The sequence below is a fragment of the Rhodobacterales bacterium HKCCA1288 genome (assembly GCA_015693905.1).
GTDB lineage: Bacteria > Pseudomonadota > Alphaproteobacteria > Rhodobacterales > Rhodobacteraceae > M30B80.
Genome location: CP065161.1, coordinates 1554835 through 1577139, shown reverse-complemented (window position 1 = coordinate 1577139; position 22305 = coordinate 1554835). Strand labels below are relative to the sequence as shown.

Below are 22305 nucleotides of genomic sequence, written 5' to 3'. Positions count from 1 at the left end.
ATGCCAAATAAACCTGTAAGGCAGAGATTGCCGTATGATGAACGGAGAGAACAGTTTGTCGAAAAAGCTGTTCAATTCTTTGCAAAAGAGGGCTTTGAGAGTTCGACCCGTGATTTAGCCCGTAGTTTGGGCGTCACGCAGCCTCTTCTATATCGATATTTTCCCTCAAAAGAGGATTTAATCCGTGAGGTTTACGAGGCTGTTTATCTTCAAAGGTGGCGTGATGAGTGGAATGATTTGTTAATAGACAGGAGTAAGTCAATTAAAGATCGCCTGAATTTATTTTACACTCAATACACTGATGTGATTTTCCGAGACGACTGGATGCGCATCTTTTTATTTTCTGGCCTAAAGGGAATTGGTCTGAATCGTGAATATTTGCTCTTCATACGTCAGAACCTCATAGAAGTAATTACGAAAGAAATTTTAGCAGAACATCATATCGAGAATACGCCGCCAAGTGATGATGAAATAGAATTTGGCTGGACGATACATGGTGGCATTTTTTATTATGGTGTGCGCCTTTTGATATATAATATGGCCGTACACTCTGATAAATCATTTGTCATTGAAAACAGTATTCAAGCATGGACACATCAACTCATAGCCATTCGTGAACACAATTCGAATTCGCGCACAAAAAGCGGCGCCGTCCATGATAGTGGCGCCGCACGTTGATGTTATTTAGTCCCTCTCGCGGGGTAGCCAGCCGTTATAGCCGGAACCTTAGCGAGTAATAGTTCTAGGTCCGGGCGAGCAAATGGCATGCTGGCAACATCCATGAGATATATTTTCTTGTTGGCAAGGACCCAAAACAAAGCAGGCTCACTAAATGTTTGAGGTTCAACTTCTTTGATGGACTCTGTGATGTGCAATCCCCATGCACGTGCCGCTTCTTCAGAGAGCCCATACGCAATCGTAAGGTTATCTAAACCCCATTCATCTTTTGACTTTTGGGCACGCTCTTCGGTGTCCATAGACACGGCAACAACGTTAGCGCCAGATTCTGCAAATGCGCTCGCTAGGCTATTTAATTTATGCAAAAAATCCTTGCAAAGCGGACAATGATAGCCCCTGTAGAACACAAGCATATCAATCAGTTGTGGCTTGCTGTTTTGAAGGCTAAAAGCCTCGCCGCCGACAAGTTTCAACTCTAGATTGGGTGCGACGTTCCCGGGTTTTGGCTGGGTGTCCATAGTGTAAACCTCCGACTTAAATCGATTTAGTTGACCAGTTTTCTGTAATGGTGATGCCACTGTTCCGGATCACCCTCGCGATTGGGCAAAATTTTGACAAATCGCTTTTTAACTTTTCGAGTTCTTGCTCCGATGCGTTTGTTTCAACCGAAATATCCATAACGATGTTGGCGAAAGGGTGCTCAACTTCCTCCTCCAACATTGTGCCGAGGCGGTTAAATTCTGCGGACAGTTCGACATCTAAGTTTTGCCACACTAGCCCCATCTTTTGAGCTATGCGGCTGGAAATTACATTTGTGCAACCGATCAGCGATGCCATGAAGGTTTCAGTTGGGCTCGGACCCAGATTTGTTCCGCCCCTAATCATTGGTTCGTCTATTAATGCAGTTACATCTCTAGTTTTAACGACCGTGCGCGCGTGAGTTTGTCCAGCCCCTGTCAGCGACATTTGAATGGTGGTTTTGGGACGAATTGCCATCGGAAGTCCTTCCTTGATAGCCATGAATTAGTTTATAGATTGATAAATTGTTATTGACAGACGCCGAGCTGTGCAACCAAATTTGTTGTGCAACACGGATTTAAGGGAAGACCTATGAAAGCGTCAGAGTTTACCTACGAACGCCCCACAGAAATATCTGAGGCACTCGCTATAGTTGCGCAGGATGCTGACGAAAAGGCGTTTCTGGCGGGAGGCCAGAGTTTGTTGCCGATGATGAATTTTAGGCTCGCGGCTCCTAAAACGCTGATTGATTTGAGTGGGTTGAAAGACTTGAAAGAGATTGTGGCCGTGGGTGATGGCCTTCGCATCGGGGCCACTGTCACCTACAGCGAGTTAGGGGCGTCAGCTCTGGTGTCAGAGTTTTCGCAGGTTTTTGATAGCGTCCTGCCTCATATAGCTCATTCAGCGATACGAAATCGAGGAACGATTGGGGGAAGTGTGGCGCTTGCTGATCCTGCTGCGGAAATGCCGGCAGTCTTAATGGCTCTAGGGGCCAGTGTTGAGCTGGCGTCCCAACGAGGCACCAGATTTGTGTTGGCGGATGAATTTTTTCAAGGGCTTTATCTTACTGACCGGAAAGACGATGAGTTGGTTTTGTCGGTCCTCATACCAAATTCTTCTAAGTCGTTGAGCACTGGGTTTTATGAGTTGGCAAGAAGGCATGGAGATTACGCAATAGCAGGCGTCTGCATTTCTGATGACAGTCGTCCATCTGAAGCATTTAATGCCCCTAAAGTTGTGTTGTTTGGTGTCTCTGATCGCCCATTGCGTGCAAAGTCTGTTGAAGAGCGCCTAGTGGGCGTCGCTCGTACTGATAAACGGAAAATTCGCGGCGCTAGTGAAGCGTTGTCTGATTTAATTTTTGACTCTGATTTGCACAATTCTCAGGACACGAAACGGCGGCTTGCGACTGTGTGTGTGCGCCGCGCTTTGGAGGCGATGTAAATGGGGCAGACTAAAAAAATCAAAGTGACGGTTAATGGCGAGCGAATTGAACGAGACGTTGCCGTACGCACAAATCTTTCAGATTTTTTGAGAAATGATCTGGGTCTGACTGGCACTCATGTAGGTTGTGAACATGGTGTATGTGGAGCATGCACCGTGCGTGTTAATGGTCAAACTGTTCGTTCCTGCCTGATGCTAGCTGTCCAAGTGGATGATCTCGAGGTAACCACGGTTGAAGGACTAGCTGACAGTGGACCAGTATCAGCATTGCGAGCTGCCTTTTTGAAACGAAATGCACTCCAATGCGGCTACTGTACACCTGGTATGCTCGCATCAGCCGTTGAATATATTGAGAAAATTGGAGAGCCAGATCGCAAAAAAATTCGCGAACACTTATCCGGGAATTACTGCAGATGTACTGGTTATCAATCAATCGTTGATGCGATTTGTGATGTAATACAGGTGGGTGCGGAAACATGACTGGCGTTAAGTTCGATTTCGATAAACCGACTAAATTAATTGGTCAGCCTGAAGCGCGTTTAGATGCGAAGCGTTTACTGCACGGCCGCGGAAGGTTTGTTGACGACATTCAACTTCCTAGAATGCTACATGCGTATTTTATACGATCGCCAATTGCCCACGGTAAAATTGTTTCAATAAATGTATCCAGAGCGATTGATGCAGATGGTGTAGTAAATGTTTTTACTGGCAAAGATTTAGAAAACGTTGTCGAGCCATATGTCGGAGTTCTAAGTCACTTGGCGGGTCTGAGGTCCCCTCCACAGGCGCCAGTAGCCATTGACTATGTGAAGTGGCAAGGAGAGCCAGTAGCTGTTGTCCTTGCTCACTCAAGAGCGCAGGCAGAGGATGCGGCAGAACTTGTTGAGATAGAATATGATGAGCTGCCAGCAGTGGTTGATATGGAAAAGGCACTCGATGAGGGTTGTCCCCTAATTCACGAAGGCTACGACTCCAATCTAGCTTGGCAACGTACAGTTGACGTAGGTGATGTATCAAACGCGTTCAGTAATCCTGAAAATTTTGTTGTAAAAAAGAAGTTCAAGTTCGGGCGGCATACGGGCGTGACTTTAGAACCTCGAACGAGTATCGCAGAATATGATCCGTCTGATGATCAGTTGACGGTTTGGTATTCTGGCCAAGCGCCGCATATGATGCAGTTTATTTTTGCCAAGCATCTTGGCCTTATGGAAGAGAACGTCCGAGTTATCTCACAAGATGTTGGCGGATCTTTCGGGATTAAGGTGCACACCTATGGCGATGAAGTCGCTGTTGCCGCAATAGCAAAGCTCTTGAGGCGCCCGATAAAATTCACCGCAGATCGCTATGAGAGCTTTATGTCTGACATTCATGCGCGAGATCATGTGGTTGATGCGCGAATGGCCATTAGTGCCTCTGGTCAAATTGTTGGTTTAGAATTTGACGACGTGACCGGGATAGGGCCTTATTCGATGTACCCGCGGACATCTGCGATTGAAGCTAATCAGGTACTGAACCTGACCGGTGCCCCGTATGTCATCCCGAACTATCGAGCAACATCAAAGGTAGTTTTTCAAAATAAAAATTTGATGTGCCAATATCGTGCTGTAGGGCATCCAATTGCTATGGCCATTTGCGACTGCCTGCTTGAAGAGGCGGCGGCTCATATTCAAATGGATCCGGTGGAAGTGCGTCGCATTAATTTGATGGCTGACAACTCCTATCCGCGCACCAGTGCATCTGGGATGAAATTAGATGAGTTGTCGCATCAGGCCGCGCTGAACAAACTGATCGAAATGATGGATTATAACAGCCTGCGCGCTGACCAATTAGAGGAGCGTAAAGATGGAGTTTTCAGGGGTATTGGATTTGTTTCCATGGTGGAAGTTACGAACCCAAGCCCAATGTTTTATGGGATTGGTGGTGCTCCAATTGCCAGTCAAGATGGGGCGACCGTTAGGCTAGATGCCGGAGGCGGTATCCATGTATCATCGTCAGTCACTGAGCAAGGCCAAGGAACTAACGCCATACTCGCCCAGATTGTAGCGGATGTGTTGGGAGTAGACCTAGCTCGAGTTAAAGTTACCACCGGCGATACAAAAACTACACCCTACGGCGGTGGAACGTGGGCGTCCCGCGGCGCTGGTATTGGTGGTGAAGCTGCATTGTTAGCTGCAAATGCGCTAAAAGAGCAGATCTTGGATGCAGCATCTGTTATACTGCAAGCCAAACCTGCCGAGCTTGACATCAACAATGGACAAATCGTGGATGCAAAGACTTTTGTTGAGAAGCTAAGCTTATCTGATTTGGCCCGGACTGTTTATTATCGTGGTAACGAGTTACCTGATGAAGCAAAGCCAGAGCTAGTTGCGACACGTCATTATCGCGTCACCGATGCGCCATTTGTATTTACTAATGGCGCTATGGCAGCACACGTAGAGGTGGATATTGAAACTGGCTTCGTGAAAGTTTTGGATTTTTGGGCAGTTGAGGATTGTGGTCGCGTGATTAACCCTCTCTTGGTTGACGAGCAAATTAGAGGCGGAGTGGTCCAAGGAATTGGTGGCGCCCTATATGAAGAGTGTCTTTATTCGGACGAAGGGCAGCTTTTGAATACGTCCTTGGCAGACTACCTTGTACCGATGGCGTCGGAGATGCCGGATATCCATGTCGCACACATAGAAACACCTACAAAATCTTCTGTTTTAGGTGCTAAAGGAGCTGGTGAAGCCGGTACTGGAGGTGCACCAGCTGCCGTAATGAACGCTGTAAACGATGCTCTCCGTCATTTGGGAGTAACAGTCTATCAAATGCCAATGACACCAGATCGCATTCTTTCTGCCTTGGCAGAAACAAAAACAGACAATTGATGTTGGTTTGGGCCAGGACCAATGGCCCAAACCGCTTAAACTATTTTTCCGAAAGCCGTTTTAACTCGCTCCCGTACCAGTCACCAATTTGGCTGGCTGTCATCCATTCAACTTCTTCGTGACTTCCTATATAATCTAGTAACGCTTCGAGGTACTTGATGCGATGGGGCACGCCCGTAATGTATGGATGAATAGAAATTGCCATAACTCGCGCGTTATGTTCCGCTTCAGCATAAAGTCGATCAAATTGATCTCTTCCGCGGTCGAAAAATTCCGGTGAACGATGCGCTTGCAACGCATAGACTGTTATGTCGTTTGTTTCGACTGTGTACGGAATAGTAGTAATCGTCCCATGTGGCGTATCAATGGTTTCTGGTAAGTCATCAATAACCCAGTCTGCTACGTATTTAACTCCGTGCTTTCTCAAGAGATCAACGGTTTCAGCGGTTTCAGTTAATCCGGGGCTTTCCCATGAAGTGGGGCGTGTGCCAGAAAATTGTTCTATGGTGTCGAGAGCTTTGCATATTTCTTTTTCTTGGTCTTCTAAGTTGTGCATAGGCCCTTGTAAAAATCCATGGCCCATGAATTCCCAACCTGCTTCAAGCGCGGCAGAAGCAATTCTCGGATATGAAACGCATACATTTCCGTTAATTGCTAGAGTTGTCGGGATTTTGCGTGTTACTAAAGCTTGATATTGCCTCCAGAAGCCCGACCGCATTCCGTACTCATGCCAAGACCAGTTCGGCACATCAGGAATGAGCGGTTTTCCCATTGGTGGTGGTAGTACAGTTCGTGGCATAGGTTTGTCGATAGACCAATGCTCTACATTCAGGATAACCCAAACGGCCATTTTTTTCTTGTTGGGTAAAAAGAGTTTTGGACGATCAACAATAGCAGTGTACGGAATTCGGTTGCTCAACATTTGCGCGTCTCGATATTGGGATAATTGGCTTAGTAATTAAAGAAAAGGGGGCTTTCGCCCCCTTTTTGTAGAGTTTAGTTCAGACTGTACTCGTATGGCCATTCGTAACCAGTGGCGGCGACTGCCTCGAGATAAGCCGCCATAACTTCTGATCCTGGCATCCCGCGACTGTCTGCATCTGCCGCTTGTTGCGATGGAAAAGATGCGAGAGAAGCAGCCCAACCAGCACGAGCTTCTTGAGACAGCTCAGTTATTGTAGCTCCTGCTTCACGCAGCCCAGCCATGCCTGACGCTTGACGCGCGTTCAATGTTTCACCAGCCCGTTCTTCGTACAGCTGACCAACTTCTCGAATAATGGCTTGTACATCTTCTGGAAGTCTTGCCATGCTCCGTTCGTTCATCGTCAGTGCGTTAACGCCCATGGCTCCGAAGCCAATCAGCGTATAGTAGGGTGCGGGTTCGTGAAATTTGAAACCAAGGTAGGCTGATGGGAACATTAGCCAACCATTGTAAACACCAGTCTGAAGCGACAAATACCCGTCTGGCAAGGATGATTGAACGGGGATAGCACCCGCAAATTCAAGCCAGGGCAAGTTAGGTCCTGCGCCGCCGATTTTTACTCCCTGCAAATCTTCGGCGGTCTCCCAAGGATCTGTGGTTCCTAGGTGATAGTTGTCCCAGCCGTGGAGCCCCAGAAGCTCTTGGCCATATTCCGATGAAAATTGTTCAGTCAACCAAGGCACTTGGTCATATACGGCGCGTACTGCGCGCATTTCGTCCACAGAGTCTTGAGGCCCGAACGGCGCATAGTAGGGAAAGTTGTGCAAAAACAGCTTTGCTGGTTCAAAGCAAATACAATACGCTCCAATGTCTAGAATGCCATTTTGAACGGCTTCCAGCGTTTCAGCGACGCCAGCAATAGCACCGCCATAACCTTCCACGAACTCTATTTCATGATCTGTTTCCTCTGCGACCCGCCTAACAACCTCTGGTACAAAGACGTCCGCAACATCCGCCACGTAAGCAGCAGGGCCATTTGGGTGCCCAGCTCCAATGCGCAGTGTAAAAGTTTCAGCGACTGCGCTAGTTGCAGCAATAGTTGAAACTGTAGCCGCCAAAAAGCTCGCAATTGATAGTCGTTTGTGATGCATTTTATCCTCCCTTTTGTCCGCTATCGACTTGATTAGAGGCTGGATGAAGTGTTCTTCATTGGCCCTTATTTATCGATTGCTAAACACAGAACCAAGTTCAATACAGAAATCTTCGTCCGTCAAGCATTGAGATTATTTATCGCTCGCTAATTTATTTCTTGACCCAAATTCTTAATTGGATAGCGTTATCGCCAATGAGATGTGCAAGGGGAGGTGTACAGGTTAGATGCTAAAGTCGGTTTCCGTCGCGAAAGCAATTCACCTGGTCTCATCGATATGGGTCATAGGCCTGGCAGTGCTCATCTTTGTTGATGTGATGGGTAGAAGCGTCTTCAATCAACCGTTGCCCGGAACCAAAGAGATTTTACAGAACTCTATTGTTTCCATTGCCTTTCTGCAGATCCCTTTGGCGATATATTCCGGGTCAATGCTCCGAACTTCGATTTTTTCAGATGCGCTGCCGCCACTGGGGCGAAAAATCTTGAGAACCATTACCTGCTTGCTCGGTTTGGTTGTTTTTTTGGGGATTATTCAAAGTACGTATCCATCCTTCTGGGATGCCTACCGGATTGGCGAATATGAGGGCGAGGGGGCTTTGCGAGTGCCTACTTGGCCGGTTCGTGGAGTGGTCCTTGCGACATCTGTCTTTGCGGCTTGGGCATATTTCTCAATGATAATCTTCGATTGGCAAAACAAACTGGAATACGAGACCGAGGCGCCTGGCGCGCTTCCACCTCTAGAAGAATAAGGGGCTGAAGGCTCATGGGTGCAGATATTGTTCTTTGGATGCTTGCTCTGCTTGTGACCCTGATCGTAATGGGGGTGCACATTGGTATAGCACTGGCTTTGTGTTCAGGCCTCGGCGTTTGGCTAATGATCGGGAGCTTCGAGGCAGCTGTTTCTATCATGGGCAACACGGCGTACGAGGCAGTGCGTAAAGATGTCTTTGCCGTAATCCCGCTATTTGTGCTTATGGGGGACATAATTTCGAGGTCTGGCGCTGCGGGAGATCTCTATCGAATATGCGACAGGGGACTGAAACGCCTACCTGGACGGCTCGCTATTGCAACTATCGCCGGTAACACTGTGTTCGCCGCGGTCACCGGTGTTTCGATTGCTGCTGCAGCCGCATTCTCTCGAATTGCATACCCTGAAATGAAAAAGCTCGGTTACAAAGACACCTTTTCTGTTGGGGCGGTTGCTGGTTCTGCGTGCTTGGGAATGCTGATCCCTCCATCAATCTTACTGATCGTTTGGGCAATCCTAACGGAAATGAGCGTGGGTGCTTTATTCATAGCCGGAATAATTCCCGGTATTGTATTGGCATTATTGTTTTCCGGGTATGTGGTAACAGCCGCCAAGCTCAGGCCGCATGTAGCACCTTCCTCCAACCAAGATTTGGTAGTTTTGAGCTCCGAAGAGCGCAAACAAGAATTAATTGGGGGCCTAGGCATTCTTGGGCTTATTTTCTTGGTCATTGGTGGGCTTTGGCTTGGGTTGTTCACGCCGACCGAGGCCGCAGGTTTTGGAGCTATCGGCGCTCTTGCAATCGGCCTGGTGAAGGGAATGAGAAAAGCTGAGCTGATGGACGCAATCTTGCAGGCCGGTCGCACTACTGCACCGATAATGTTTTTGCTTATTACAGCTCAAATGTATTCGCGCCTTTTGGCTATGGGCGGGGCCGTTAACTTCATTCAATCCATCTTCCTGGGTTTGGGTGCGGACCCGTGGATCATCTTGATGATAATGGCCGTTATTTGGATTATTCTCGGGATGTTGGTAGATAGTGTTTCCATCATTCTGTTAACCGTCCCTATCTTTGCTCCACTGGCTATGGCTCTTGGCTTCAATCCAATAGCTTTTGCTATCTTTGGTATCTTGGTGATTGAAGCCGGTTTGTTAACGCCTCCATTTGGGCTTCTCGTCTACACTGTCAAAGGGGCTCTACCAGACAAAACTGTGTCATTGGGGACTATCTTCAAAGGATCGGCGCCTTATTTTGTTCTAATTCTTGTCGCTGCCGTGCTTGTTATTGTTATCCCCAGTTTAGCAACGTGGCTCCCGCGGGTTATGCTCTGACTGGGGGGAGCGCTAGTATCATTTTTTTTGATGAAGCTCCGCTGAAATTATAATTTTCCGAGGCGTGGATGGCGATCTATTTTCATAAAAAAATAAACACGTAGATTGCACTGACATGGAGTGATGTTGATGGAACTTGGCTTTTTCACTATGCCTATTCACCCAATTGACAAGGATTGGAGGCAGTCAATTGCCGAAGATAGAGAGGCGTTTCTGCTTGCCGATGAATTGGGTTTTGTTGAGGGATATGTTGGAGAGCATGTAACCGACGCCGCTGAAAACATTACCAGCTGTGCAGCGTTCGTCGCCTATTTGGCGGCTGCAACCAAAAACATTCGCCTGGGAACGGGCACCTTCAACATGCCGAACAATCATCCTGCCGCTATTGCTGCGCAGGCGGCAATGTTAGATCACATGCTTGATGGTAGGTTCAATCTCGGTATTTCTCCTGGGGGGCTAGCTTCTGATGCTGAAGTGTTCGGTAACCTGGATAAAGATCGCCCTGCTATGTTCCTAGAAAGTATCAACATGGTACTGAAAATTTGGGAAAGTGAGGCGCCATATAATATAACTGGCGATTTTTGGAATATCAGTACAGAGCGGACTTCTATGACAGAGATAGGCCAAGGTATTATGCCGAAGCCGCTCCAAACGCCACACCCCCCAATCGTTGTGACGGCAGTTGCACCATTTTCTAATGGTGTTACCGAAGCAGCTGCACGTGGTTGGGATCCCATAAGCGCAAACTTTCTGATGCCGCAATGGGTGGCTAGTCACTGGCCAAAGTACGTTGAAGGTTGCCAGCGTGTGGGGCGCGTGGCAGATCTAAAAAATTGGCGCGTTGCGAAGAGTATTTTTGTAGCAGATGATTTGGACACCGCTCGCAACTATGCAACGGATCCCAACGGACCATATTATTTCTATTACAAGCAGCTATACACTAAACTTAAGAAGCACGGCCGTATTAACCTGTTTAAAGAGTACAAAGACCAGCCGGATGATGAAGTCACTTTGCAAAGTGTTTTTGATAGGCTGGTTATTTGGGGCACGCCAGATAAAGTGGCCGACGAGTTGCTCGAATTTCGTGAGCAGGTTGGAAGATTTGGCACTCTGCTTTACGCAGGGAAGGATTGGGCCGATTTAGAGTTATCGCGCCGTTCTATGCGATTGCTAGCCGAGCAGGTTAAACCGCTAGTGGATACCGCCGAAGCCGGGTCTAGTAAGGCCGCAGAATGATGGAGGCGGGTAGATATTGTGTCGAAACTGGGTTTGTTGAGACGCCTAAGTCGAAAATAAATTTCCGTATTGATGGCGCAGAAAACAGTGATTGGATAATTCTTTCAAATTCACTGGGTGCAAACCTGAATATGTGGAATGATCAGATCCCGCTGCTGTCGTCAAAGTTTCGCGTATTGCGTTATGACACCAGAGGTCATGGGGGTAGCTCGACGCCAATTGGCCGTTATACATTTGACGATTTGTGTTTTGATGTTCTGCAGCTGATAGATCACTTTGAAATTGAGTCAGCGGTGTTCATGGGCTTGTCGATGGGAGGAATGACTGGCCTTGGTCTTGGTCTTCAGCTCCCGGAGCGCTTCAGTAAAATTGTGTGTGCCGATGGACGTGCTGACTCGCCAGAAGTGTTTCGTAATATGTGGGACGATAGGATTGCTAAAGTTCAAGATGGTGGCCTTCAAGCCATAGTGGACGGTACAATACAGTCATGGTTCACCTCAGATTGGGTCGAACGAAATCCAAGCCGCGTAGCCGAGATCAAAGAAATGCTGCTATCCAACGATCCAGAAGGATATGTGAGTTGTTGCTATGCTCTCAAAGAGCTTGATTATCTCAAAGACTTGCCACGATTAACTGTGCCAGTTCTCTACGTTGGTGGTGATCAAGACAAAGGCGCTTCACCAGAGGTAATGTCTACTATGGCCGGAGCGACGCCTAACGCGACATACGTCAAGATTAGAGATGCGGCGCATGTGGCAAACATAAATGCGCCAGAGCTGTTCAATGCGGCAATCAAAAATTTTTTAGACATTTAGGCAAGTACATTCCAATAAATCATTCTAATTTAGTGGCATGCACCTTGACAGAAGTCTCAGTCTCGCTTGATTTTATGATCGCTTCGAGCACATCGATGTTATGCATTAGTTCAAATTGGCTGAAAGGGTAATCTGCATGGCCTAATATCGCTTGAAAGAAAGCGAGTAGGTTAGCTTGAACTGCATCTGACCACTGCAATTTTTCTTCGGTGTTTGTGCCATGCTTATCCAGTTTTTGTATTGAAACTATACCTCCTGGTGTGTCTGGATGGCTCGAGTTTTTAACCTCGACCCACGCATCTGTACCGCTGACGAATGTGCGTATGTAATTCGGTGTGTTCAAAATGGCCTGTAGCGTTGCTGTTGCTCCGCTTTCGAATTGAAAATGAACGCTCGTAAGGTCTCCAGTTTCCCAGCCTAAAGAGCGGTCTGCAGTTATAGCGTGAACGGTTTTTACAGGCCCAAAGAACCATATCATGAGGTCCGTCAAGTGGATTCCCATCTGCGTCATCGCACCAGCTGGAGCATACTGTTTTTTAGTGCGCCAGCTGGTCGCCGGTAGACTTGCGAGTTTTTGGTGGGAAAATGCAAATTCGCCATGCATCAGCGTGCCGAGCCGGCCAGTTGTGATCATTTCCTTAATGATTTGGATGCCGGGCTCGAACCTGCGTTCATGACCAATGGCTAAAACAACATTATTCTCCTTGCATGCAGCTATACTAAGTTTTGCGCCAGTAGATGTGAGAGACAGTGGTTTCTCACAATAGATATGGATGCCTTTGTTCGCTGCTAGTGCAATCTGCTCGTCGTGTTTATCATTTGGTGACGTTAATACGACCGCGTCTATGGAATATTTAGATAAAGCATCTGCATATTCTTTTTCGTATTCGAGGCCTAAACTTTCTATATCAGAACGTTTTTGGACGTCTGGTTCTACAACACATACGATTTTGATTTCATCTAAATCTTTCAGTATCCGCGAGATGTGCTGACCCCACCAGCCAAAGCCTACTACTGCACAAGTTATCATCATGTCACCTCGATGCTTATCATGATTAAACCATCGTACAACTAACAAGAGCCTGCACAAAGTTTTCTCTAATGTAGCTTTGAAGTTTCCTGGAATTCGGAAATGATTTTTTTTGTTTGATATTTGATTTGTTCAGCCATTTTTTGAGCTGGTAATGTGAAGGTTGCATCATTCCTTTTGACCATGATGTAGTCTAACGGAATTGCCGGCTCAGTGATTTTGAGTGATTTTCGCATTCGTCCATCTAAATCTGCATGACAAATGGCTGAAGGTAATATTGCAACCCAATCAGACTGTGCGACCAACTCAATTGTGGCGAGCATTCCATCCATTTCTAACAGGTCGCTCACTTCGATTTGATAACTATCAAGTAGCTTTTCAATTTGGACCCGTCGTACATTTTGATGCGATGGAACTATCAACTTTTTGTTATTCAGGCTCGAAAGTGGTGCTGCTGAAAGATGCGAATATTCAGGAAACATTTTAGAATTGCACAATAGCATTTCGTTGTCTTGGGCGATATACTCTGCATCCAGCCCTGGCCCGACTGGTCCTGCAGGGACGATAGCAAAGTCAATTTCTCCAGCCACAACTCGATTGATCAGGCTGCCTGAATATTCTTCTACTAATGAAATCTCCACCATAGGAGCAATAGTTTTAAACTGACTTAATGCAGCTTGAACGACAGATCTTGTGAGCGCTGGGATGATGCCAATTTTTAAAGAGCCCTGAAGCGTGTCTGCTTGTGCAGAAATTTTTTCTTCTGCCTCTACCAATGATTTTATTATTTTTCGTCCTTCATCATACAAAATGCGACCCTCTGCGGTCAGATTAAGTTGGTTTCTGGCGCGTTCCAAAACTTTCACCTCAAGCCGCTCTTCTAATGTTTTGATCTGCATCGACATGCCTGATTGTGTCGCATTCTCGCGAGCGGCGGCTCGTGAGAACGACTGTTCCTCGTAAACTGAGATTAAAGCTTTCAATGCTCTTATAGAGATTTTGGGGATTGGCATTTTTTGGCATCTCTCTTTTTGATATTTTTTATCACAAAATATCATTTTTACTTATTTTTGGAAGCGCTAACTTAAAGCAGGAATAGGTCAACTCTAAAGGTACTGGAAATGCTTGATACTGATCTCTCACACTCGAAGCGACTGAGAAATACCTTTGGTGAGTTTGTTACTGGAGTTTGCGTCGTAACCTTATTGGACAACGATGGATCAGCCACTGGAGTAACGGTCAATTCTTTTTCATCCTTAAGCTTGGATCCTCCTCTTTGTGTATTCTCGCTTGGAAATTCGCAAGCAAGTCTGAGCTTGCTGGCAGAACAGAAAGAATTTGTTGTGAACGTGCTATCGGCATCTCAAGAGGAGATTGCTTGGCAATTTGCGAAACCAAGTCGCAACAAGTTTGCGAATGTGAAATCTCGGCCATCGGTTGTGGTATGGCCTCCGAGTATTGATGGCAGTTTGGCTCATTTTGAGTGTGTCGTTAGCCAAGTTTTGGATGGTGGAGATCATAAACTCATTGTGGGTGCGGTCAGACATTTTTGGCAGGGAGCGGGTGATCCATTGGTTTTTCATCGCGGAAAAATGTCTAGCTTTGGCGGATAACAACGCTAGTTCAACACTTGTGGCAAGTCTATCAGCCGACTGTCGAAGATGCTGAACTGTGAATTGGGAGCGTCATGGACCTACCCCTAGTTAGGTTTCAGGTGTGGCGAGGTTAAGTAAAAAAGTACATTAGGATCAAAAATTTAGCCACTAGCGCAGGCTAACTGCAGACTAATAATACGTAGGTAATGGAAAAGAAGATGACGATTGAATATCTCAAATCAGGCAAGCCCGCTACTGAACGTGCGGATGATGATGCAAAGACGCGCGCAGCTGTCGAAGCGATCCTGGCTGACATTGAGGCACGCGGTGATGCGGCAGTCAGAGAACTGTCAGAAAAGTTTGATGGGTATTCGCCCCAAAGCTATCGGTTGTCTCTGGCCGAGATTGAGAGCTTAATCGCAGAGCTGTCTCCACGGGAACTAGCTGATATCAAATTCGCACAAGAGCAGGTTGTGAAATTTGCTGAGGCTCAGCGGGCCTCAATGCAAGACATCGAAGTTGAAACTCTGCCTGGTGTAATTCTCGGTCACAAGAATATTCCCGTTCAGTCAGTCGGTTGCTATGTGCCTGGCGGAAAATTCCCAATGGTGGCTTCCGCGCATATGTCGGTCGCAACCGCAAAAGTTGCAGGTGTGCCGCGGATTGTTGCTTGCACCCCACCATGGCAAGGAAAACCGAACCCCGCCGTTATTGCTGCAATGCATCTTGGGGGTGCCCATGAAATCTATGTTCTGGGGGGCATCCAGGCAGTTGGCGCAATGGCGCTTGGGACAGAGACAATTGAGCCTGTCCACATGTTGGTTGGCCCGGGCAATGCATATGTAGCAGAGGCGAAACGTCAGCTCTACGGTCGCGTGGGCATTGACCTGTTTGCGGGCCCCACAGAGACCATGGTGATTGCTGATAATACTGTAGATGGAGAACTATGCGCGACTGATTTGTTGGGGCAGGCCGAACATGGTTACAACTCGCCTGCAGTTCTTTTAACGAACTCACGTAAGCTCGCAGAAGACACATTATCAGAAATTGATCGCCTTCTCTCTATCCTTCCTACCTCGGACACAGCCCGAACGAGTTGGGAGGATTACGGCGAGGTCATCCTATGCGATACCTACGAAGAAATGCTCACTGTAGCAGATGACATTGCTTCGGAGCATGTGCAGGTCATGACGGACAGGGATGACTGGTTCCTTGAAAACATGACATGCTACGGTGCCTTGTTCCTGGGCGCCCGCACGAATGTTGCAAATGGCGATAAAGTGATTGGCACTAACCACACATTGCCTACGAAGAAAGCGGGTCGTTATACGGGTGGCCTTTGGGTCGGAAAGTTTCTCAAAACGCATAGTTATCAACGGGTTTTGACGGACGAAGCGGCCACTATGATAGGCGAATATGGCTCACGTCTCTGTATGTTAGAGGGTTTTGTTGGTCATGCGGAGCAATGTAATGTGCGTGTGCGCCGTTATGGTGGCCTAAACGTCCCTTATGGCGAAGGCGCGCCTCATCGCGAGCCTGCCGAATGATGCGCAGCCAATATAAAACGTGTGTCGGCGTTCTTCATAATACTGAATTTGGTTTGGTTTAGTGTTGAATCATTACTATGTTTCTCCTCTATTCAAAAAAATAAAATCGTCCAAATTTTCCGTAATGTTTAGTAAAAGAGGTGCACCATGTTACCCAAAACGCCTTCGTTTCGGTTAGACGGTAAGCGTGCACTCGTCACCGGGGCGTCGTCCGGTATTGGTCTGGCGGCCGCGGTTGCCCTGGCTGAGGCGGGGGCAGAGGTGACCGTTGCGGCAAGAAGTGGTGACAAACTGCAAGTACTTGTCGAGCAAATGGCCGCGCAAGGCTGGGCTGCCAAAGCGATGGTGTTGGATGTTGCAGATATCGAACGCACCGGACGTGATGTTGCATCTTCTGGTCCCTTTGAAATTTTGGTCAACTCTGCAGGCCTTGCGCGACATGGACCAGCCTTAGAAACTACAGCGGCCGATTTCGATGCAGTGAGTTCGTTGAATATCAAAGGTGCTTATTTTCTGACCCGCGCTGTAGCGCAAGGCTTGATCGATGCCGGCAAGTCAGGTTCGCTTATGAACATTTCTAGCCAGATGGCGCATGTGGGCGGCGTGGATCGTGCGGCTTATTGCGCGACGAAGCACGCAGTCGAAGGCTTTACGAAAGCAATGGCGATCGAATGGGGCCCTAAGCAAATTCGGGTTAATACAATTTGTCCGACATTTATTCTCACTCCGCTTACGCAAAGCACATTTGACAATCCAGAACGTGCAGCTTGGATTAAAGAGAAGATAAAATTAGGCCGCCCAGGTCAGGTCGAAGACGTAATGGGAGCGGTTGTGTTCCTTGCGTCTGAAGCAGCTGCTTTGATTACCGGAAGCTCGTTGATGGTAGATGGAGGTTGGACTGCTGATTGATGATTTAAGATTTTTGATCAGTTCCTAGTTTGGCTTAAACGATAATTTTATTAATCGATGAGTAAAACTTTTAGGTGGAGATCATCATGTCCTACTATCCACCCTTGGACGGAACCGATTGGCCCCATGAGCTGGCAGATATGCAAGCGGGGTTTGCGGGGCGGTTGAATGTCTATCGGGTGATGGCACATCACCCTGCATTACTACGGGCTTGGGCAGCTTTGCGGGATCATGTGGTGGTCAAAACCGCGCTTGGCCCCGAATTGAGCGAGGTGGTGATCCTGCGTGCCGCGAATTGGATGGGCTCGGATTATGAATGGGCGCATCATGTCAGCCGTGCGCGCGCCCTTGGGTTTGAAGATCACCGCATCGCGCGTCTTGCAGGCCCAATTGACGAGATCACAGGTCAGGATCAAACCATCGCCCGCGCAGTCGATGCCCTGATGAGCGCGCGCGCGATCCCCCCCCAGATGCAGGGGCCGCTTGAGGCGGAAATTGGCAAAGAGGGCATTTTTGATTTGATTGCCACAGTGGGCTTTTACAGCACGCTTGGTTTTATCCTTAACTCCTTCCCCCCACCGCTGGATGAGGAAATTGTGCGTGAGCTGCGCGAAACTCCGTTTTGTGCAGTTTAAGGTATGAGATTACTCCAAATCAGATATGTTTGTTGAGTAGCGTTTTATTTTAAAAAACAATGGTTCGGCACAGGCTTAATCCCGCCCCCGCAACCAATAAAATCAACTAGTCTGCTCGTATCGCGCTGTATGATTTTGTCACTTTGGCGGATGTGATAGGCTTGGTGGGTTTCTTGCCCTGTGCGATCCGCTCGCGGTTGGTAGAATTGCACCTTCCTCACCTCAGTTTTTGCTGAACTGTTCGCAATGCGGGATATAAAGCGCGATATGCCTCAAGGCGTATCTGCGTGCCCTGATCGATTGCCCCCTTCGGCTTGAACCAATGACGGACAGTGGGGCGCTGCATCACTGCCTCCATAGGTTTGTCGCCGCAGGCCACAAGCGCAAGCCGTGCGGCTCCAAGGGCAGGGCCCACAACGGCCTCATCGCTGCGACCTAGTGTAATTCCTGTCACATCTGCGATCATTTGCATCAACAAATCACTGCGGGTGCCCCCGCCAATGGCCAAGAGTGAGGTTGGGGCCGTGCCTGCTCTTGCAAAGGCCTCGGCCGCATCTGCAAAAGAAAAGGCGATCGCCTCAAGAACAGCGCGCATCAAGCTGCCTTGGCTCATGCCCTCTCCCAGATTGGCAAATCCCCCGCGTATTGTAGTGTCTCCATGCGGTGTGCGCTCCCCCGTCAGATAGGGCAGGAAGAGCGGGCCTGGACGTGCCTCGGCCGCTTCGGCCAAGAGAAGATCAATGGGGCGGTTTAACAAATCGGCCAGCCACGCCATCGGGCGTGCGCCATTCAACATTGCGGCCATCTGAAACCAGTGATCAGGCACGGTATGGGCATAGGCGTGAATGCGATTTTCGATATTTGGGCGATAGGCATCCGTGGTCACAAAAAGCTGCCCCGAGGTGCCAAGCGAGATAAACCCATCACCTGCTTGCACGGCACCAAGACCGACTGCCCCCGCCGCACCATCGCCTGCCCCTGCCGCCACAGGAATATCAGGCGTCAGACCCAGATCGATGGCGATATCGGGCAAAAGCGTGCCAGCCACATCGGTGCCATGCAGGACGCGGGGCAGCCAAGCAGGTTCGGTTGCGGTCAGCTCACAAAGCCGCGCAGACCAACACCGCGCGGCCTCGTCAAACCATGATGTGCCTGCGGCGTCTGATGGGTCGGTCACACATTTGCCATGCAGGCAGAGCCCGATATAATCCTTGGGCAACATCACATGGCGGATCTTGGCGTGGGCCTCGGGCTCATGACGTGACAACCACAAGATTTTTGGTGCCGTAAAACCCGGCATTGGCAAAACGCCTGCGCGTTGCGCGGCTGACGGATCGGCCGCGATGATATCGGAACATTCAACATCCGCACGGGCGTCATTCCATAAAATCACGGGCCGCACAGGTTTGCGTTGCGCGTCCAGCACAACGGCACCATGCATCTGGCCAGATAGGCCAATCGCCTTGATGGCGGCGCGAAGCGCGGGATCTAATGCCTTGATGCAGGCGCGTGTTGCCTCCCACCAATCCTCACAATTTTGCTCGCTTGCCCCATCAAACGGATGCGAAATGGGCAAATCTTTGCTGCCTTGCGCGATCAGATTTCCCTCAGCATCAATGACACAAAGCTTAACAGCCGAAGTTCCCAAATCGATCCCAAGATACATCTTCGACATCCTTTCCCCCCGGCTGAATGCCCACGTCTGTGGATTTGAGCGTAAAAGGGGCATTTTTGAAATTTAACTCGTGTAAAGTTTTGTCGGTATTGCAGCGCAAGAGGCAAGAGTAAATCATCTGCATCCGCTCGTAATTTGCCAGCCTGATGGCCAATCATTCAGTCACAAAGGCAATCCCATAGAAACCGTATCTCTTGGATGCAGAAATGACGGGCCCGTCACTCGGTGAATGCAAAAGGTCAGATATAATTTTTAAATCTGTAAAGCCCTCTCTCTGTGCGTATTTGCACAAAGCGCGTCAATTCTTTTGGAATATCCGACCGCTGAACGCTGTGTTTATGTCCGCGCCAAGCCGAGAATGGCTTTTGGAAAAGGATGGATATCTTATGCAGCAGCTTGAAAAATTTGCGCCGCTGATTGCGCGCGTGTTCATTGGTGGATTTTTCCTGATGGCAGGTCTGGGCAAGCTTGCCGATGTGCAAGGCTTTGCCGGCTATGTCACGATGGGTGGTTTGCCTGCCTTCTTGGCATGGCCTGCGATTATCTTCGAGATTTTGGTGGGTGCTTCGCTATTGGTGGGGTTCAAATTGCGTCTTGTCGCATTGGCAGGCGCGGCCTTCTGTGTGGTGACAGCAGTGCTATATCACAGCAATTTTGCCGATCAGATACAGATGATCATGTTCCTCAAGAACTTCTCTATCGCAGGTGCATTCTTGATGTTCTTCGCGCATGGCGCTGGCGCTTATGCCTTGGATAAAAACGCCGCCTGATGTTTGGCAAAAGGGGCGGGGGTATGTCCCCGCCCTGTCCCCTCAAATATTTTCACCCGAAGGCCGCATCATAGGCCGTCACGCAATCCTTCGCCAGATGGCCAACTTTGGTTGCGTCATAATCAGGTTTGAACAGGTGTGAACCAAGGCCAAAACCAGTGATCCCTGCGGCCTGCCACGCGGCAAAATCTGCGGGGCCAACGCCACCCACAGCATAGGTTTCAACCGATTTCGGCAGAACGGCGGCGAGGGCCTTATAGCCATCCACCCCAAGCTTGAAGGCAGGAAAGAGTTTTAATCCGTCTGCGCCGTGCCGCACTGCGGTCAAGCATTCGGTCGCAGTAAATACACCCGGATAAGACAGCATCCCCTGTGCCTTTGTGGCTGCAATCACCGCGGGGTTTGTATCAGGTGATACCACCATTTTCGCCCCGATCTGCGCCAAGCGATCAACGGCTGCCACGTCTAGGACGGTGCCCGCGCCAATAAGGGCGCGCCCTTGTGCATGGGCAACCATGGCCGCGATACTGTCAAACGGGTCTGGCGAGTTTAATGGCACTTCGATCCGAGTGATCCCTGCCGCAATCAGTGCATCCGTTATGGAGAGCGCAGTCTCAGGCCGAAGGCCCCGCAAAATAGCAATAATGTTGCGGCTCATTCTGCGGCCTCTAAAAAGGATCTATACGCGGCTTTTAACCCGCTCAGGGCCATGCCCTCGCCAGAAATCTTGATGACACTTGCCCCTTGGGCAGTGAGGGCCTCGTGATAGGCATCCGCAATGCCGCCTGTCCCAATCACACGGATATCTTGGCCAAGCCAGTAGGGTTTGGCGCCTGCCAGTTCCTGACCGATCAACAGACCAGATAGGCGCGCGCGGGCCGCATTCGTGTCAGCCCCATGGAGCAACCCCTCGGCGCGGATGGAAAAGAGATTGGCCGCCACCAATGCAGGATGGGCGATTGCCTCATCCAAAGCGGCAAGAAAGGTGGCGCTGTCCCAGCCCCCGCCGTCCACGAAATGGCGTAGAACCGAGGCCTGCTCCAACAGGCCGAACAATTCCCCTGTCATGAAGGTGCGAAAGCTGACGATCTCGCCTGCGCTGATCTGCACCCATTTGCAATGCGTGCCAGGCAGGCAAAGGATGCCATCAAAATTTGGATACTCGTCTAAAAACCCCGCGATTTGCGTCTCTTCTCCACGCATCACATCTGCGGGTCGCTCTTGCTTGATCCCAGGAATAATATGGACGGCCAAGCGGGGGTCTGTGGTATCCACTTTGACGGATGCGGCGACAGAGGGCGGGGGGCAAGGGGTCGCGACATAGGGCGCTTCTGCCCATCCTTGGCGTGCGCCCGCCATGCCGCATATCAAAACCGTAGTTTTTTCCGATGCGGGCAAAAGATCGCCCGCTAATTCTACGAGGGCGGCCTCGAACCCGTCAGGGCGAAGCTTGCCCATACCATCGGAGGAGTGACGTTGCGCCAAGACCGACCCTTCGGCGTTGATCCACCAAATGCGCAGATGCGATGTGCCCCAATCTACCGCCAACCAATTCGATGTCATCGCGTCTCTCTTATCCGATATTCAGTTTTGAATGGCTGCAAAAATCAGCTCGGCAATGCGGGGCATTTGCGTGGCCTCATAGTGGATGCCATCCACGGATGAAACCGTCACCGCGCCTGTGAGATCGACCAAATCCACGCCCTCGCGTGCCGCCATCTCGGCCATGGCGGGCGATAGGCCCACTGATTTCGCAGCGCCGCCACGGAACATTTCCGCCAAAACCCCCCGTTCCTCAATCTGTGGAGGGCAGACCACAATCACCCGCGGGACACCACGCGCAGGCCCGCAGCCAGAGGCGCGGATGATACGCACGAGTTTGCCCACAGACTGCGCAATATCGAAAGCATTGACAGAAAAGCGCGGCTTTAGGTCATTGGTGCCAAGTTTCACCACCACTGTATCAATTGGGCTGTGGCTTTCTAAAATCCCAAGTAATGCCGCCGCGCCATTCTTATGCGGCCCTTCCACCGGGTCATCATGCAAAGTCGTGCGACCGGGCAAGCCTTCATCAATCACGCGCCATGTGGCCCCAAGTTTTTGGGCCAAAAGGGTTGGCCATCTTTGCGCAAGGGGATAGCGCTCTGGCTGCCCAAGCACAGTTAAAGGCACAGTGCCATGGGTATTGGAATCGCCAAAAAGCAAAAGGGTTTTGGGGTCTTGTTCCATCTCGTCCCTTTTTCGACTGGCCCCTAGACCAAGGGCACAAATGGCACGCCACAGCCTGCAAGGATGATACAGGCCAACAGAATGCGATAATGGGTCATGTGATCGTTACTTTCTTGTTTTACTGCACGAAACAATAAGCGCCACTTGGCTGATTGCAAGCAATGGCTGCGGGGTGCTAGGCAAGACGTAGACGTTACAGTAAATG

General features: G+C 49.3%; 23 protein-coding genes. 13 read left to right on the top strand and 10 right to left on the bottom strand.

Annotation, left to right across the window (positions count from 1 at the left end; genetic code table 11):
• Positions 1 to 678: a TetR/AcrR family transcriptional regulator gene (locus tag I3V23_07710; GenBank protein QPI84499.1), complete on the top strand. Its 678-nt coding sequence runs from the start codon at positions 1 to 3 to the stop codon at positions 676 to 678.
• A gap of 2 nt (positions 679 to 680) precedes the next feature.
• On the opposite strand, the gene I3V23_07705 is transcribed toward I3V23_07710, so the two are convergent.
• Both I3V23_07705 and I3V23_07700 read right to left on the bottom strand, forming a co-directional pair.
• On the bottom strand, positions 681 to 1196 hold the full coding sequence (locus I3V23_07705) for a redoxin domain-containing protein (protein ID QPI84498.1): 516 nt from the start codon (positions 1194 to 1196) through the stop codon (positions 681 to 683).
• Between the two features lie 16 nt (positions 1197 to 1212).
• Positions 1213 to 1674, bottom strand: a complete 462-nt coding sequence (locus I3V23_07700) for an OsmC family protein (protein QPI84497.1) — start codon at positions 1672 to 1674, stop codon at positions 1213 to 1215.
• A gap of 114 nt (positions 1675 to 1788) precedes the next feature.
• Here I3V23_07700 and I3V23_07695 point away from each other — a divergent pair, with 114 nt between their 5' ends.
• Genes I3V23_07695 through I3V23_07685 form a run of 3 tightly spaced genes read left to right on the top strand, consistent with a single transcriptional unit; the run spans position 1789 to position 5507 of the window.
• Positions 1789 to 2640, top strand: coding sequence for an FAD binding domain-containing protein (locus tag I3V23_07695; protein QPI84496.1), 852 nt, complete (start codon positions 1789 to 1791; stop codon positions 2638 to 2640).
• A complete protein-coding gene (locus tag I3V23_07690) occupies positions 2641 to 3120 on the top strand; it encodes a (2Fe-2S)-binding protein (GenBank protein QPI84495.1) in 480 nt (159 codons plus the stop codon).
• Positions 3117 to 5507 carry a xanthine dehydrogenase family protein molybdopterin-binding subunit gene (locus I3V23_07685; protein ID QPI84494.1) on the top strand — a complete coding sequence of 797 codons (2391 nt, stop codon included), beginning with the start codon at positions 3117 to 3119 and terminating at the stop codon, positions 5505 to 5507. Before I3V23_07690 ends, I3V23_07685 begins: the two co-directional genes overlap by 4 nt.
• A 40-nt stretch (positions 5508 to 5547) precedes the next feature.
• Here I3V23_07685 and I3V23_07680 read toward each other — a convergent pair whose 3' ends face one another.
• Positions 5548 to 6429: a polysaccharide deacetylase family protein gene (locus I3V23_07680; GenBank protein ID QPI84493.1), complete on the bottom strand. Its 882-nt coding sequence runs from the start codon at positions 6427 to 6429 to the stop codon at positions 5548 to 5550.
• 74 nt (positions 6430 to 6503) lie between these two features.
• On the bottom strand, positions 6504 to 7580 hold the full coding sequence (locus tag I3V23_07675; GenBank protein QPI84492.1) for a C4-dicarboxylate TRAP transporter substrate-binding protein: 1077 nt from the start codon (positions 7578 to 7580) through the stop codon (positions 6504 to 6506).
• A 226-nt stretch (positions 7581 to 7806) separates the two neighbouring features.
• On the opposite strand from I3V23_07675, the gene I3V23_07670 reads away from it, so the two are divergent.
• From I3V23_07670 to pcaD, 4 genes are all read left to right on the top strand, one after another.
• Entirely contained in the window at positions 7807 to 8328 is a 522-nt protein-coding gene (locus I3V23_07670) for a TRAP transporter small permease (GenBank protein ID QPI84491.1), read from the top strand.
• 14 nt (positions 8329 to 8342) lie between these two features.
• Positions 8343 to 9659 carry a TRAP transporter large permease gene (locus tag I3V23_07665; protein ID QPI84490.1) on the top strand — a complete coding sequence of 439 codons (1317 nt, stop codon included), beginning with the start codon at positions 8343 to 8345 and terminating at the stop codon, positions 9657 to 9659.
• 129 nt (positions 9660 to 9788) lie between these two features.
• Positions 9789 to 10895, top strand: a complete 1107-nt coding sequence (locus I3V23_07660) for an LLM class flavin-dependent oxidoreductase (GenBank protein QPI84489.1) — start codon at positions 9789 to 9791, stop codon at positions 10893 to 10895.
• On the top strand, positions 10892 to 11710 hold the full coding sequence (gene pcaD, locus I3V23_07655) for a 3-oxoadipate enol-lactonase (GenBank protein QPI84488.1): 819 nt from the start codon (positions 10892 to 10894) through the stop codon (positions 11708 to 11710). Before I3V23_07660 ends, pcaD begins: the two co-directional genes overlap by 4 nt.
• 19 nt (positions 11711 to 11729) lie before the next feature.
• Here the strand turns inward: pcaD and I3V23_07650 are convergent, their stop codons facing one another.
• Together I3V23_07650 and I3V23_07645 are read right to left on the bottom strand one after the other, a co-directional pair.
• Complete coding sequence (locus I3V23_07650) at positions 11730 to 12743, bottom strand: Gfo/Idh/MocA family oxidoreductase (GenBank protein QPI84487.1); 1014 nt, start codon at positions 12741 to 12743, stop codon at positions 11730 to 11732.
• 65 nt (positions 12744 to 12808) lie between these two features.
• Entirely contained in the window at positions 12809 to 13753 is a 945-nt protein-coding gene (locus I3V23_07645; protein ID QPI84486.1) for a LysR family transcriptional regulator, read from the bottom strand.
• A gap of 108 nt (positions 13754 to 13861) precedes the next feature.
• Here I3V23_07645 and I3V23_07640 point away from each other — a divergent pair, with 108 nt between their 5' ends.
• From I3V23_07640 to I3V23_07625, 4 genes are all read left to right on the top strand, one after another.
• Positions 13862 to 14353 (top strand): flavin reductase family protein, encoded by a 492-nt coding sequence (locus I3V23_07640; protein ID QPI84485.1) that lies wholly within the window; start codon positions 13862 to 13864, stop codon positions 14351 to 14353.
• A 200-nt stretch (positions 14354 to 14553) separates the two neighbouring features.
• Positions 14554 to 15882, top strand: a complete 1329-nt coding sequence (hisD, locus tag I3V23_07635; protein ID QPI84484.1) for a histidinol dehydrogenase — start codon at positions 14554 to 14556, stop codon at positions 15880 to 15882.
• Between the two features lie 147 nt (positions 15883 to 16029).
• Complete coding sequence (locus I3V23_07630; protein QPI84483.1) at positions 16030 to 16791, top strand: SDR family oxidoreductase; 762 nt, start codon at positions 16030 to 16032, stop codon at positions 16789 to 16791.
• Between the two features lie 86 nt (positions 16792 to 16877).
• On the top strand, positions 16878 to 17426 hold the full coding sequence (locus I3V23_07625) for a carboxymuconolactone decarboxylase family protein (protein ID QPI84482.1): 549 nt from the start codon (positions 16878 to 16880) through the stop codon (positions 17424 to 17426).
• 217 nt (positions 17427 to 17643) lie between these two features.
• Here the strand turns inward: I3V23_07625 and xylB are convergent, their stop codons facing one another.
• On the bottom strand, positions 17644 to 19092 hold the full coding sequence (gene xylB / locus I3V23_07620; protein ID QPI84481.1) for a xylulokinase: 1449 nt from the start codon (positions 19090 to 19092) through the stop codon (positions 17644 to 17646).
• 395 nt (positions 19093 to 19487) lie between these two features.
• Between xylB and I3V23_07615 the strand changes: the two genes are divergently transcribed.
• Positions 19488 to 19871: a DoxX family protein gene (locus I3V23_07615; protein QPI84480.1), complete on the top strand. Its 384-nt coding sequence runs from the start codon at positions 19488 to 19490 to the stop codon at positions 19869 to 19871.
• 52 nt (positions 19872 to 19923) lie between these two features.
• Here I3V23_07615 and I3V23_07610 read toward each other — a convergent pair whose 3' ends face one another.
• From I3V23_07610 to I3V23_07600, 3 genes are read right to left on the bottom strand one after another with little or no spacing between them, the layout of a single operon-like run.
• Positions 19924 to 20529 carry a 2-dehydro-3-deoxy-6-phosphogalactonate aldolase gene (locus I3V23_07610; GenBank protein ID QPI84479.1) on the bottom strand — a complete coding sequence of 202 codons (606 nt, stop codon included), beginning with the start codon at positions 20527 to 20529 and terminating at the stop codon, positions 19924 to 19926.
• Positions 20526 to 21434, bottom strand: coding sequence for a 2-dehydro-3-deoxygalactonokinase (locus I3V23_07605; protein QPI84478.1), 909 nt, complete (start codon positions 21432 to 21434; stop codon positions 20526 to 20528). The genes I3V23_07610 and I3V23_07605 overlap by 4 nt, the downstream gene beginning before the upstream one ends.
• Before the next feature lie 21 nt (positions 21435 to 21455).
• Positions 21456 to 22100 (bottom strand): SGNH/GDSL hydrolase family protein, encoded by a 645-nt coding sequence (locus tag I3V23_07600; GenBank protein ID QPI84477.1) that lies wholly within the window; start codon positions 22098 to 22100, stop codon positions 21456 to 21458.
• Positions 22101 to 22305 lie beyond the last annotated feature (205 nt).